At 41.2% G+C, this 14067-nt stretch carries 11 protein-coding genes; 2 read left to right on the plus strand and 9 right to left on the minus strand.

What is annotated here, in order from left to right; all coding sequences use genetic code 11:
• Positions 1-119: 119 nt before the first annotated feature.
• The 5 genes from HY841_07795 to hppD are packed head-to-tail and all read right to left on the minus strand — an operon-like array spanning position 120 to position 6234.
• On the minus strand, positions 120-899 hold the full coding sequence (locus tag HY841_07795; GenBank protein MBI4930649.1) for a response regulator transcription factor: 780 nt from the start codon (positions 897-899) through the stop codon (positions 120-122).
• Positions 900-921: 22 nt separating this feature from the next.
• On the minus strand, positions 922-3945 hold the full coding sequence (locus HY841_07800; GenBank protein MBI4930650.1) for a histidine kinase: 3024 nt from the start codon (positions 3943-3945) through the stop codon (positions 922-924).
• A gap of 41 nt (positions 3946-3986) precedes the next feature.
• A complete protein-coding gene (locus HY841_07805) occupies positions 3987-4517 on the minus strand; it encodes a hypothetical protein (protein ID MBI4930651.1) in 531 nt (176 codons plus the stop codon).
• Positions 4518-4546: 29 nt separating this feature from the next.
• Positions 4547-5050, minus strand: coding sequence for a hypothetical protein (locus HY841_07810; GenBank protein MBI4930652.1), 504 nt, complete (start codon positions 5048-5050; stop codon positions 4547-4549).
• 38 nt (positions 5051-5088) lie between these two features.
• Positions 5089-6234: a 4-hydroxyphenylpyruvate dioxygenase gene (gene hppD / locus HY841_07815; GenBank protein MBI4930653.1), complete on the minus strand. Its 1146-nt coding sequence runs from the start codon at positions 6232-6234 to the stop codon at positions 5089-5091.
• Between the two features lie 199 nt (positions 6235-6433).
• Here hppD and HY841_07820 point away from each other — a divergent pair, with 199 nt between their 5' ends.
• Positions 6434-8026: a M28 family peptidase gene (locus HY841_07820; GenBank protein ID MBI4930654.1), complete on the plus strand. Its 1593-nt coding sequence runs from the start codon at positions 6434-6436 to the stop codon at positions 8024-8026.
• 55 nt (positions 8027-8081) lie between these two features.
• Here HY841_07820 and HY841_07825 read toward each other — a convergent pair whose 3' ends face one another.
• The 4 genes from HY841_07825 to HY841_07840 all read right to left on the minus strand — a co-directional run bounded on the left by HY841_07825 (position 8082) and on the right by HY841_07840 (position 12531).
• A complete protein-coding gene (locus tag HY841_07825; protein MBI4930655.1) occupies positions 8082-8738 on the minus strand; it encodes a LysE family transporter in 657 nt (218 codons plus the stop codon).
• 8 nt (positions 8739-8746) lie between these two features.
• On the minus strand, positions 8747-10285 hold the full coding sequence (locus tag HY841_07830) for a GH3 auxin-responsive promoter family protein (protein MBI4930656.1): 1539 nt from the start codon (positions 10283-10285) through the stop codon (positions 8747-8749).
• Between the two features lie 95 nt (positions 10286-10380).
• Positions 10381-11247 carry a hypothetical protein gene (locus HY841_07835; protein MBI4930657.1) on the minus strand — a complete coding sequence of 289 codons (867 nt, stop codon included), beginning with the start codon at positions 11245-11247 and terminating at the stop codon, positions 10381-10383.
• 150 nt (positions 11248-11397) lie between these two features.
• Positions 11398-12531 (minus strand): M42 family metallopeptidase, encoded by a 1134-nt coding sequence (locus HY841_07840; GenBank protein MBI4930658.1) that lies wholly within the window; start codon positions 12529-12531, stop codon positions 11398-11400.
• Positions 12532-12917: 386 nt separating this feature from the next.
• On the opposite strand from HY841_07840, the gene HY841_07845 reads away from it, so the two are divergent.
• Entirely contained in the window at positions 12918-13853 is a 936-nt protein-coding gene (locus HY841_07845; GenBank protein MBI4930659.1) for a carboxypeptidase regulatory-like domain-containing protein, read from the plus strand.
• The last annotated feature ends 214 nt before the right edge of the window (positions 13854-14067 follow it).

Genomic DNA, 14067 nt, shown 5'->3' on the forward strand with positions numbered 1-14067 from the left:
AAGTTGTTAGGGAAATTTAGTAAGTGGTAGGATTTTTTTAGTAAGTGGTATACTATCCAGAGCAATACCCCTACCTAAAGGGGAAAAAACCTCTTCAGGGATTCAGTATGACATTTTTTCTATTTCAATTTTTTTAGAAACTCTTCTCTCTTTCTTCTTGAAACTTCCACTTTGGTACCATCGCTCATCACGGCATATCCGCCATCTTCTTTGAGAAAGCGGATCATGTGTTCCTTATTAATAAGGTGAGAATGATGCACGCGGATAAAATCTTTTTCAGGAAGCAGTTCTTCATAATGCTTGAGCGTTCCCGATACAAGAAATTTTTTCCCGCTCCGATAAAATTCTGAATCCTTACTTTTTGTCGGATCTGCGAGATAAACATTGGTGTAATTATCATTGGCTTCGCAACGAATAATGTCTTTCACCAACACCACTTCGAATACATTGCCGGTCGGCAAAGTGATTTTACTGAATTGCTCATCGCTTTTTTTTATGTTTTCAAGAAGCGCTGCCATGTTCTGTTCTGAAAAAGTGTTGCTTTTTCTGTCGGTCACTTTTTTCACAGCGGTTTTCAGTTCTTCCTCATCAATCGGCTTGAGAAGATAATCCAGCGCGCTGTACCTGATTGCCTTCACTGCAAATTTTTCTGAAGCCGTGGCGAAGATGACATCAAACTTTAAGTCGTTGACCTTTTCCAGCACATCAAATCCGCTTCCATCGGGGAGCATTACATCCAGAAAAATAAGTTCGGGTTTCTGATTGTGGACAACTTCAATTCCTTCTTTCACGGTTTCTGCAACACCGATGATAGAAATGTCCGGGCAATTTTTCTGAAGCAGATGCGCTAGAGCCTCCCTGCTTTTCTTTTCATCTTCTACAATAACTGCCTTAATCATTATTCAAAAGTACTATTTGAAATTAAATCGGAATAAATATTTTCACTTTTGTTCCGAGTCCATTTCCTTTTTCATCTTCCATGTCAATTAAATTAGCGCTGAGGTTTGAATGGTGAATTTTATTCAGCACCTCCAGGCGTTCGTTCGTTATTTTCATTCCCATGGATTCGTGCAATGATTCATTTGTTTTTGTTCTGAACTCCTGAGATTTTTTTCTACCGATTCCGTTATCCTGAATCATACATATTATATGTGTGTCGGTTTGGGAGAAGCTGACTTCAATTTTTCCTTTTCCATCGGTTTTCGGAATCACTCCGTGAATGATGGCGTTTTCTACATAGGGCTGAATGAGCATGGTAGGTATTTTATAGTCGTCCAATTCCACTTTTGAATCCACTTCCACTGAATAGTCAAATTTGTTGTCCCACCTGAGCGCTTCCAGTTCCATGTATAATTTCAATGAATCGATTTCTTCGCAAAGCGTGATGGAAGATTTTTCGCTGTTGGAAAGTATCATGCGCATGAGCTTTGCAAATTTGCTGAGATAGCGAAGCGCGGAATCTTCATCCTTGGTCATAATAAAACTCTGAATGGAGCTGAGCGAATTAAAAATAAAATGCGGGTCCATCTGCGCGCGCAATGCCTTGAGTTCGTTGTTCGCGAGTTGAATTTCGCGTGAAAGTTTCTCTCCTTCTTTTCTACGGATGGCTTCTGCGCGAACGCGTGAAAAAATCACAATGAGAATAAGTGCCGCTACCGACATGGAAATTCTGAACCACCATGTTTTCCATACAGGCGGAAGAATTACAAAAGAAAAAACTGCCGGCTCTTTATTCCACAATCCTTCGTTATTGCAACTCATCACTTTAAAAACATATTTTCCCGGAGAAAGATTCGGATAGCGGGCGCTGGTTTCTTTTGTTTCGGGCGACCAGATTTTGTCAATTCCTTCCAAACGAAATTTATATCTTACTTTTTCAGGATTCGTCAGGCAAATGCCGATATACTCAAAAGAAATGTTGTTTAGATAATACGGGAGTTCTGAATTGTCAGGAAGAATTGTATCATTATAAAATATGCGGATGTTCGTAATGCTTGTCTTGGATTCAATGTGATTGTGATGAAGCGAATACGGATTAAAATGAATGAGCCCGTTCACCGTGCCGAACCAGAGTGTTCCGTCATCATCGCGCCAGATTCCGTTCGAATTGGTTTCCAGGCTGGAAAAGCCTTCTTCCTGTCCATATTGTTTCAGAATTATTTTTCCTGACTTTGCATATTCTTTCGCGTCAAATTTATTTACGCCCTGATTGGTGCCGATGTACAGATTTTCATAGGAGGAATCAAACGCCATCACATAAATCAAATCAGAACTCAATCCGTCTTTCTCACTGATGTTTGAAATGTTGCCTGACTCCGTATTGTAAATGTAAACCCCGTCAAAACTTCCGATATAAATATTTCCATCACGGCCTTCATCAATGGCGAGATACGTTTTGCTTTTCAGGTTTAGTTTTTTTGTCATGTCTTCCGTTGCTTTTTCGACTGAGCCCATGTCATTTTTCGGGTTGTACCTGAAAACTCCTCCCAGATAGGTTCCGAACCAGATATTTCCCTTGCTGTCTTCAAACTCATACCATACATCAAAGTTTTGCCCGCCCGATTCAAAATCAAATGTTTTGAATTTTCCATTGGAAAAAATCGTTCCTCCTTTATTTCCACCTAGCCAAATTCTTCCTTTCCTATCCTGAATAATTGAAGTGACTGAATCGCCATGCAAGCCATCTTTTCTTCCATGAAAATTTTTAAATCCATTTCCATTATAAATGGATAATCCTTTATTTGTTCCCATCAGAATAAATCCTTCTTTGTCCTCAATTCCTGCATTCATCTGCGTTCCGATAAGTCCATCCGATTCAGTAAAATTTTTAAATATTTTCTCATCGTATTTATAGAATCCGTTCTCAAAAGTTCCCACCCAAAGATTTTTTTTATGATCTCGGAAAATCGGGAAGATGAAAGGATTAATCAATCCATCTTTATCTGAAAAAGTGGCGAGCGATGGGTCTCTGAACCGGTAAAGCCCGTTGGAAGTTCCGAGCCAGAGGTTTCCTTCTTCATCTACAAAAAGCTTTCCGACTTTATTGCCGTTCTGCACACTGCTCACGCGGAAGGCAGAAATTTTCTCGTCTTCAGCAATCTTATTCAGCCCTTTCAGCGTTCCAACCCAAACATCATTGGTATGTTCGTCTTTTATCACAGCCTGAATCGCGTTGTCTGACAATCCGTTCTGAGTTGTGAAAATTGTTGCTTTCACTCCGTCATATTTCACAACTCCATTATTTGTTCCAAACCATAAATTTCCGTTTCCGTCTTCGGTAATGGAAGTAATGGTTGAATCGTAAATTCCGTTCACGATGGAATAATTATCAAACGATTTGTCTTGTTGGTTTTTATTCGTGAAAACTATTTTACTCACACCGCTGTCCGTGTTCATCCAAAGATTTCCATTTCTATCCGCGTAAATCAGGGAAATATTATCAGAACTTAATCCGTTTTTTTTCGTGAGCGATGAAAAACTTTTTCCATCGTAAATCGTAATTCCATTTGTTGTTGCAATCCAGAGGTTTCCGTTTTTGTCAGCGGTCAAAGAATTAATGTAATCTCCTGAAAGCCCGTGCGATTTGGTAAAGGTTGTAAATGATTTTCCATCGTACTTCGTCAGTCCGCTGATAGTTCCTATCCAGATATTTCCCTGTGCATCTTCCGCAATCGAAGTCACCCAATGGTTTGCCAAACCATTTTTCGGAGAATAGTTGGTGAACGTTTTTCCGTCAAACTTACTGAGCCCTCCATAACCACCCGTCCATAAATTTCCTTTGCTGTCCTGAAAAATCGCATACACCTGCACATACGGAAGTCCCTGTTCGGCAGAATAATTTTTGAAATTATAAGACTGTGCCCATCCCCTGCCCTTCCCCAAGGGAAGGGAGAATATCAAAATGAGAAAAAGAAAAAAATAATTTCTATGTGAATGGATTTGCATATTGGTTCCCTCTCCTTGGGAGAGGGTTAGGGAGAGGCTTTTTAGTACTGTGGTCTCTTCAGGATTTCAGAATAGATAATCGCCTGACGAATATCAAAATCAACTACCGATTCTTCTTCCGCTTCAGATTCCAAAAAAACTTTCTTTGAAGAAGCAAGTTGTTCTCCTGTTAAAAAAGATTGTGCTGCTGTCTTGTGGGTTTTTGAAGGGACGTGAGATGGAATTGTTTTTTCTTTTATAGAATGTGTAGTAATTTTTGAGGGCTGTGGTTTTATGGAAACTGGCTGATGCTTTACTTTGTCCCGATAGCTATCAGGATGCTTCTCAGGAATTTTTACTTCAGGATTTCTTCCCAGCAAATCTTCCAGCATTTTTTTCATATCATCTCCATGATTCGGAATGGGAGATGCTTCTGGCGGCTGAACGGGCTTGAACTCGTCTTTCTTTTGAGAAGATGAATTAGGAATGGTGGTTGGACGATTTTTTGTTACTTTTTTTCCAGCTTTGATAATGCTGTAAATAATATAGATTACAGCAAAAACAATGTATATATAATTCTGCGCTGCGTGCATTAAAAATATTTTTGCTAAACGTGAAAAAATTAATACATCTTTTTTTCCAAAGTAAATCCCCATTTATCCGCAAACCTTTCCTGCTCGGCAATGAAGTTTTTATTAAGCAAGTCAAGTGAAGTATTTATTTTGGCGGCAAGTTCTTTTTGTTTCGCCTCATCTTCTGCGCTATATTCTTCGCTGGGGATGCTGTAAAGCCGCGCGTATTCTGTAAACTCCACATCCAGCATGCCTTTATACGCCTTTATTAAATTAACGGCACTCTGTTTATACGCATCAAAATCCTTGTGCGCTTCTGTTTTCTCAACCTTTTCCGCGCAGGCAGTTACATTGCTTTTGAAATCCGCTAAAGCTTTCTTTATATCGTCAGTATTTAATTTATCGCATATATCATAAAAACTTCCCTCCGCAGCGAGGCACATTTTCTGAATAGAGACTATGCGGTCGTTAAAAGTTATGGCATCATCCTTCGTTGGTCCGCAAGACACAAGAAGAAATAGGATGCCGGTAAAGGGTAAAATAAATTTTTTCATTTTGATTATGATTGGTGATTATGAAATATTATGCAAACTTACAAAGTTCCTCTTTGTTCCTGTTCTCTTTCAATCGCCTCAAACAATGCTTTGAAATTTCCTTTGCCGAAACTTTTCGCTCCTTTGCGCTGAATGATCTCATAAAAAACTGTTGGGCGATCTTCCACCGGTTTTGTGAATAGCTGAAGCAAATATCCTTCTTCATCACGGTCAACGAGAATGTTTAGTTTTTTTATCTGTTCAACGTCTTCGTCAATTTTTCCCACGCGCGCGAATAAATCGTCATAATAGGTTTCGGGTACATAGAGGAAATCCACTCCGCGTTTGCGAAGTTCGGTTACGGTTGAAATAATATCTTCCGTGAGAAGTGCAATGTGCTGCACGCCCGAACCTTTATAAAACTCAAGGTACTCATCAATCTGAGATTTCTTTTTTCCTTTTGCGGGCTCGTTGATGGGGAATTTCACATAGCCGTTTCCGTTTGAAACCACTTTGCTCATCAGTGCGGTGAATTCTGTAGAAATATCTTTATCATCAAACGTGATGAGAAGTTTGAAGCCCATTGCCTCTTCATAAAATTTCACCCACTCGTTCATTTGTCCGAGTTCAACATTTCCCACGCAATGATCCACCACTTTCAATCCGACAGGAGAAGTTTTCAAAATTGATTTCGCGGGTTTATATCCCGGAAGAAATGCTCCTTTATAATTTTTTCTTTCAACGAATGTGTGCAGGGTTTCACCATAAGTATGAATACTGGCAACTTTCACTTCTCCGAATTCGTCCTTCATTGTTTGCGGAGGAGAAAATGGTTTTGCTCCGCGCTTCACTGTTTCGTTAAAAGATTTTTCGGCATCATCCACCCATAGCGCAAGCACTTTCACTCCATCGCCATGGGTTGCAACATGCTTGGTGATTTCGCTGTTCGGGTCAAAGGAAGTAGTGAGCACTAATCGGATTTTTCCCTGCTGAAGCACATACGAAGCGCGGTCTTTCACGCCTGTTTCCAATCCAGCGTAAGCCACGAGTTCAAATCCCCATGCCGATTGGTAGTAATAAGCCGACTGCTTTGCATTGCCTACATAAAATTCTACGTAATCGGTTCCATTTAAAGGAAGAAAATCCGGAAAACCATTTTTATGAAGTTCCTGAAGTTTATTGATTGGCTCTGTGTGGGTTGTCATTATTTTAAATTTGAAGATTGATGAGTTGTCGCTGAACTTGTTTCATCGTTGTAAAGATAGAAAAAAGAAATATTTGTTAGGTTTGTACCTTATATATATGTACACGAGAAAAACCATCTGCCCCTTACCTAAAGGAAGCTGGAAAACGATCTTCCCCTTTGCATGCAAAGAATTTTTTGGGTGTTTTTTCACTTTAGGGATGGTGATTCTTCTTTTTCTTATCCCTTCAGGGAAGGGACTTCTTTCTCAATCACTGGACAAAACCGCAATGAAGTTCGCGCAAACGATTACTGCAGAAGACGCGAAGAAACATCTTTCTATTCTCGCCTCAGATGAATATGAAGGACGTGAAACGGGAAAGGAAGGACAAAAGAAAGCGGCAAAATACATTGCAGATGATTTCAAAAAGATCGGATTGAAATCCGTTACCGATTCAACTTATCTCCAGAAATTTCCGCTTACACTCAATACTCCTGAAGGTGCAGATTTGAAAATAGGAGGAAAAAAATATGAAAACTACAACGACTTTTATGTTTTTCCTTTAGGGCATGATTTGAACCTTGAATCGAAGAGTATTCTTTTTCTCGGATATGGCATTTCAGATAAAAAATATGATGATTACAAAAACGCAGATGTGAAAGATAAAATTCTGCTTGTGCTTGGTGGAGAGCCAATCCGTGAGGATTCCATTTCTTTCCTGACAGGCACAAAAGAACTTTCCGACTGGACCAGTGACTTCCGGAAAAAATCCCGCTTCGCGAAAAGCAAGGGAGCCAGCGCACTTGTGGTCATTAACATGAACTTTGAAGCAAACATACAATTCCTGAAAAATTTTCTGGAATCTCCCACTTTAAAACTGAACTCTGATAAATCCGAAGAGAAACTATCTGACAAAAAAGAAGAAAGAAAAAAAATTCCACAAATCGGGCTTTCCATCCAAACCGCAAATGAAATTCTCTCTTCAGAAAAAATGAATGTGGATGACATCAAGAACAAAATCCGCACTTCAAAACAACCACTTTCCTTTGAAATAAAAAATTATTTTGAAATTGAAATCAAAAACAGGGAGGATAAAATCTATTCAGAAAATGTTCTGGGAATGATTCAGGGAAACGAGTTCAAAGATGAAGTTGTTTTTGTCACCGCTCATTACGACCATTTGGGGGTGCGTGACGGAAAAGTTTTTAACGGTGCGGATGATGACGGCTCGGGAACGGTGGGTGTTATGGAAATTGCTGAAGCATTTTCTTTGGCGAAAGAAGCAGGCTTCACCCCCAAACGCACAATGGTATTCATGACAGTCGCGGGCGAAGAAAAGGGATTGCTTGGCTCATCCTACTATACTGACAACCCGGTTTTTCCTATAGCGAACACCGTCTGCGACCTGAACATTGATATGATTGGCAGAACAGATGACAGCCACAAAGACAGCATTAATTATTTATACATCATCGGCTCCGATAAAATCAGCACTGACCTTCACAGGATAAATGAAAATGCAAATTCAACCTACACAAAACTGAAGCTTGATTACAAATACAACGACCTTAACGACCCGAACCGTTTTTATTACCGTTCTGACCACTACAATTTCGCAGAGAAAGGAGTACCCATTATTTTTTATTTCAACGGCACGCACGAAGATTACCACCAGGAAACAGATGAGGTTTCAAAAATAAATTTTGATTTGCTGGCTAAACGGGCGCAATTGGTTTTCTACACTGCCTGGGAAGTGGCAAACCGAACGAACAGGATAGTATCAGATGTTCCGCAAGAGAAAGAAAAAAAATAGTTGGTCGTTGGCGGTAAAAAAAATCCAACTCCCTAATCCTTAATTACTGTTCTCTTTAGAGAAATGCCTTTACAACTCTTCCAATCATAATTATTCCTGAAATTACCAGAATGATTCCCGCAATGCGGTTGATCCAGTGAAGAATGTTCGGACTTAGGAAACTAGTGATTTTATTTGCACCTATTGCTTTCAAAATATCTGTTCCGAGAACTGTAAGAAGCGTTGTAGCAAAAAGAGTAATAATATCGAATTGAGAAAAATCAGAATGTGTGCTTACTGTACCAACAACCCCAAGCCAAAAAATTATCACAAAAGGATTAATGAGGTTAATAGCAAATCCTTTGAGAGCGATCATAGGTAAAGTAGTTTTTTTCGAAAGAAGTTTTTCCATATCTCCCTCTCGTGTTTCCATTTCAAGTGGATGTTTTTGAAACGTATTAAAAATGCCAAACATAATGAGAATGGTTCCGCCAATAATTCCTATGATGAAATTATTTTTCGGATCATTGAAAAGTCGAAGGGCACCGAGATAAGAAAGCGAAATAATTATTGTATCACTAATAAAAACACCTATGGCGAAAGCTATTCCTGATTTGTATCCGTTGCGTATGCTCGTCTGCAGAAGCGCAAAAAAGGCAGGACCAGTAAGAATTGCGAGTGTAAATCCCAATAATATTCCATCTAAAATTGCATTTGTTAACGAATTAAACATTACATAAACTAAATTTTAACTGCATGTTTTTGTTTCAGAAATTCTTCCCACTCTGCAAGGTGCTTGTTTTTCATCACGCGGGGAAATTTATTTTGAGCCCCCATTTTTCCTTTCTTCTCCATGTATTCATAAAATACAGAGGAAGGAAGTATTTCCACAATCACATCTTTCAGCGCGGCTATTCGTTCAACACGATAATCATCGTTCAGCGTTTTTAAATATTCGTCAAGTTTTTCTTTCAGGATTTTTTTATCGGCAACATCATCTGTTCCGATATACCATTTATGGGCGAAGAGCGAGCCGTATGGAATTCCCACAACAGAAAATTCTTTTATCTCAATGTTCAAATCGTGCGATACGAGTTCAATCGCACGGTTCATGTTGTCCTGAGAAAGATGCTCTCCGCATAAACTCAGAAAATGCTTTGTTCTTCCGGTAATGATTATTTCCTGGTTCTTCAGCGAAGTAAATTTTATTGTGTCGCCAATCAAATATCTCCATGCACCGGAACAGTTGGACAGCAGCAGGGCATACTCAACACCTTCTCCCACTTCTCCAATGGAAAGTGTTTCAGGATTTTCTTTAAGATTTCCATCCGCTCCGAAATTATTTTCATTGAATGGAATAAATTCAAAAAAAATTCCATTATCCAGCACCATTCTCATTCCTTCGCGATTCGGATTATCATCGTAGGCAATAAATCCTTCACTGGCTAAATATGTTTCCATAAAGATGAGCGGACGGGCGGTTAGTTTTTCAAAACCTTTTTTGTAAGGCGAAAGCGCAACTCCTCCATGAACATAAATATTCAGGTTGGGCCAGATGTCGTGAATGGTTTTTACTTTATAATGTTCGATGATGCGCTCGAACAGAATGGTTACCCAGGCGGGAACTCCGCAGATAGTTGACAAATCCCAGCTCTTCGCTGAGAGAACAATCTCTTCCAGTTTTGCGTTCCAGTCTCGCTCTCGGGAAATCCGTCTGCCGGGTTTATAAAAATGCTGAAACCAGAAGGGAAGGTTGCTTCCTGTAATTCCGCTGAGGTCTCCTTCAAAATAAGTTCCATTAAAGTTCAGGTGGGTGCTTCCTCCAAGCATGAGAATTCCTCTTTCAAAATGTTCTTTCGGAAGATTGTAATACGACAGAGCGAGAAGTTGTTTCATGCTCGCCCTTCGTATGGCGCGAATCATATCCTTCGTAACAGGAATCTGCTTGCTCGATGCTTCCGAAGTGCCGGAACTCAATGCAAAGTATTTTACTTTTCCGGGCCAGCAAATGAACGGCTCTCCGTTCAGCGAACGATACCACCATCTGCGGAAAATTTTATTATAGTCATGCGTAGGTACAGAACTTTGAAACGCCTGCACCAATTCTTTTTCATTCAGGATTTTTGAAAAATTGTATTGTTCGCCAAAAGCGGTGTACTCAGCCCTGGAAAGCAACCTTCTCAAAGTACGCTGCTGAATGCGAAAACCATTTTTGGGTGAACGCGGCATTGCTTTGCTAAGCCCGATTGCCTGCTTGATTATATTTCCGAGAAGTGCCATCTCCTGCTAATTACGAATTATAACGAATTACGAATGTACAAAATAGAATAACTCTATTCATCATTCGTAATTCGTTATTCGTAGGGAAGAAAAAATTAATGCGCGATTATTTTCGCTCTTACTTCCCCGACTTTTTGCGCCAGAGATGCAACTTCTGTTTCGTTGATGTCGGACTTTACAGAAAGCCCGTCATAAATGGATTTTATTCCATTGAGGTCAGTAACCAGAGAAACATAATTCACATCCTCATTGAACTGCGAAAGAAGTTCAATAATCATGTTGAGATGATTTTTCTGCTCCCATATTTTTTTGTAAAGCACCTGGGATTTTTCGGTGCGCGGAATGGTGCCGAGCGAAGTAAGCGTGGCGTATATTCCTTCCAGCCATCCGCCCGTGACCACCAATGAAGCAAGTCCTATGCGCTCGTTTGATTTCAATGTATTATCCACTTCGCTGTAAGAAGCAAACACAATTTTTTCAAGACTGTCTTTATTCGTTCCGTATTTTTTGTACGTGCCAAGCGCCTGCTGGTCAAACGCAAGCGGAATTCCTAAATCATCTGCCAGTTTTTTCGCGCACTTCAGGTATTTCCCCATGTCTTCAAATTTTTCATACGTGATGCTGTACGCTAAATCTCCACCGTAAATTCCGAGATTCAGCGCTTTGGAAATACTGGACGAATAATAAGGAAGATTGGAAGTTGGATTTACTGCACCAGCATTATATATCAAGGGCACTTCAGCATGAACACGCAAAATATCAAACGGGATTGGAATGTTGCTGATGAGTTTGTCATATTTGAACTGAGTGAGATCATCCACTTTTCCTGTATCATTGGCAGAGGAAGCAGTGGCGGTATCTGTAGAAGAAGTTTGCTGATCGTTATTTCCGTTTCCGCAGGAAGAAAGAAAAACAGTAAACAGCAAACAGTAAACAGTAAACAAAAATATTTTTTTCAGCATGATGATTTAATTATTGTCTGTACAAATGTAAATATAAAATTCAGAGGGCAAAAAATAAAAATGGAATGTTGGAATGTTGGAAGAATGGAAGAATGGAAGAATGGAAGAATGGAAACAGCCCATCATTCCGCTATTCCATCATTCCCTTGTTTACAAGTAGTTGAACTTCTGATTTCGCTTGATGCCCCGCAGCGTTTCATAAATAAGTTTGATTACGCTTTCCACATCCTCTTTGTGAACTGATTCCACCGTGGTGTGCATGTAACGAAGCGGAAGTGAAATCAGTGCCGATGCAATTCCGCTTCCTGAATAGGCAAAGGCATCGGTATCTGTTCCGGTGGAACGCGAAACCACTTCGCGCTGGAATGGGATTTTATTCTTGCTTGCGGTTTGAATTATCTGGTCGAGAAATTTGTTGTGCACCGCAGGACCGTAGGTAAGCGCGGGACCTTTTCCGCAGGCAACATTGCCTTGCTGAATTTTGTTCATCATCGGTGTCTGCGTGTCATGCGTAACATCGGTGATGAGAGCGGCAGCGGGCTTAATGTTGCTGGCAATCATCTTGGCTCCGTTCAAGCCCACTTCTTCCTGAACCGAATTTACACTATATAATCCGAAAGGGAGTTTTGTTTTGTTTTCTTTTATCAATCTGGCAACCTGTGCAATCATAAATCCGCCCATCCGGTTATCGAGCGCACGACCGACATAAAAATTATTGTTCAGCACCATGAATTCATCGGGATAAGTTACCACGCATCCCACATGCACTCCGAGTTTCTCCAATTCCTTATCCGATTTAACTCCGCAATCGAGAAAAAGATTTTTCTGTGAAGGATTTTCTTCCTTGCCCGGCTCGCGCACATGGATGGCGGGCCATCCGAACACCGCGCGTACTATTCCTTTTTCGGTGTGAATGTTCACGCGCTTGGAAGGAGCAATCTGATGGTCGCTTCCGCCATTGCGCTTGAGATAAATGAATCCGTCTTTGGTGATGTAATGCACGAACCAGGATATTTCATCGGCATGGGCTTCAATCACAATTTTATATTCTTCTTTCGGATTGATGATGCCCACTGCGGTGCCGTAGGTATCCACAAAAAAATCATCGGAGTATTGTTTCATGTACTCCACCCACAATTGCTGACCGGTTTTTCCGCCATGAGGCAAACGGCATTCAAAGCCGGTGGGAGAGGGTGTGTTGATATAATTGCGGAGAAACTCTAACGCGGCAGGAGTTAAAATGGAGGTCCGAAGGACTCCTTTCGGAGAAGATTTTTTTGCCATAAGAAATTATAGAAGTTCAAAGATATGAGTATTTGGGAACTACGAATTGGGTGGGAGGGCATAGGAATCGGGAGGGAGTGTGTAGGAATCGGGAGGGAGTGTGTAGGAATCGGGAGGGAGTGTGTAGGAATCGGGAGGGAGTGTGTAGGAATCGGGAGGGAGTGTGTAGGAATCGGGAGGGAGTGTGTAGGAATCGAATGGAAGTGTATAGGAATCGAACGGAGGGGTGTAGGAATCGGGCGGAGGGGTATCGGAATCGAATGGAAGGGTGTAGGAATCGAGCGGAGTGGAATAGGAATTGAGCGGGAAGTCAGAGGGATTGGGTTTTGTGGCATGATGTTTGGATGTGAGCTATTAAACAATCAAAAGAATTAACAATTAAAAAGATGAAAGACGAACAAGAAGATAAGCTGAGCATGGCGCTTGCCACGCAGAAGGTGATGAATGACAACAGCGGTTTGTGGAGCGGGATACCCGCCATGGTTACTGTTGTGAGCGGATTTGGAAACAACATTGCAGCGATACAGAGTGTGCGTGGGATACAGGAACAGGATCGGAGGGGGATACCGATTGACAAGGGAGACAAAAAACAGGATGCGATTAAGAAGGCGCTGCCTGTGATAGGCGGGATGAAGGCGTTTGCAAGGGCGAACAAGAACAACGAGCTTCTGAAAAAAATTGATTACAGCCGTACGGAATTAGACAAAGTGAGGGATACGGTTACTCTTGACCGATTGAAAATTGTGAGGGATGAGGTTCTCTTGATTATTGGTTTGCTGGGACCTTATAATATAACAGTTACTGAAGTGAACGCGCTGAACGGAGCGATTGCCGCCTACGAGGTGATGATACCGAAGCCGAGGGTGGCTCTGAATATCAGCAAGAGCGCTACGGAGGCGCTGAAGAGATTGCTGAAGGAAATGGATGAGCCGCTTAAGATTATGGATGGGCTGATGGACACGTTGAAAACGAGCCAGGAGACTTTTTGGAAAATCTATAAGAATGCGCGGATTATAGTGGACAGCGGCAGAGGCGGAAGCGGTGTGAAGGGGACTATAAAGGATAAACTTACGGGCGCAGGGCTTGAGGGGGCGCTGGTAAGCGTTAATGCTCCTTTGCACAGAACCAGAACGAATGCGCGAGGCGCAACGCGAACGATGACTACTAGGACCAATACGGAGGGGAATTATGAGATAAGGAAGTTACGCGAAGGGAAGTATGTGGTTACGATACAGATGGCGGGTTACAAGGATTTGCAGATTGCTGTAACGATTGAGAAAGGGAAGATTACGGACGCGGACGGGGAGATGGAGAGGGTATAGCCCAAGAGCCACCAAGCCCCCTCCTGACCTCCCCCATCGGGGGGGGAGGGAAAAGTTCCGAAGGGAAGGGAGATAAAATTAAAGTAGGAAGCGAAGGTACAAAGTAACTTCGCCACCTCTCACACCACTGTACATGCTTAGACGCATACAGCGGTTTCATAAAGTTTTAATCGTTTGTAGTTTGCCGATAAACTGTAGTAACCTTCTTTTGCAA

It is taken from the genome of Bacteroidota bacterium (assembly GCA_016213405.1).
Classification (GTDB): domain Bacteria; phylum Bacteroidota; class Bacteroidia; order Palsa-948; family Palsa-948; genus Palsa-948.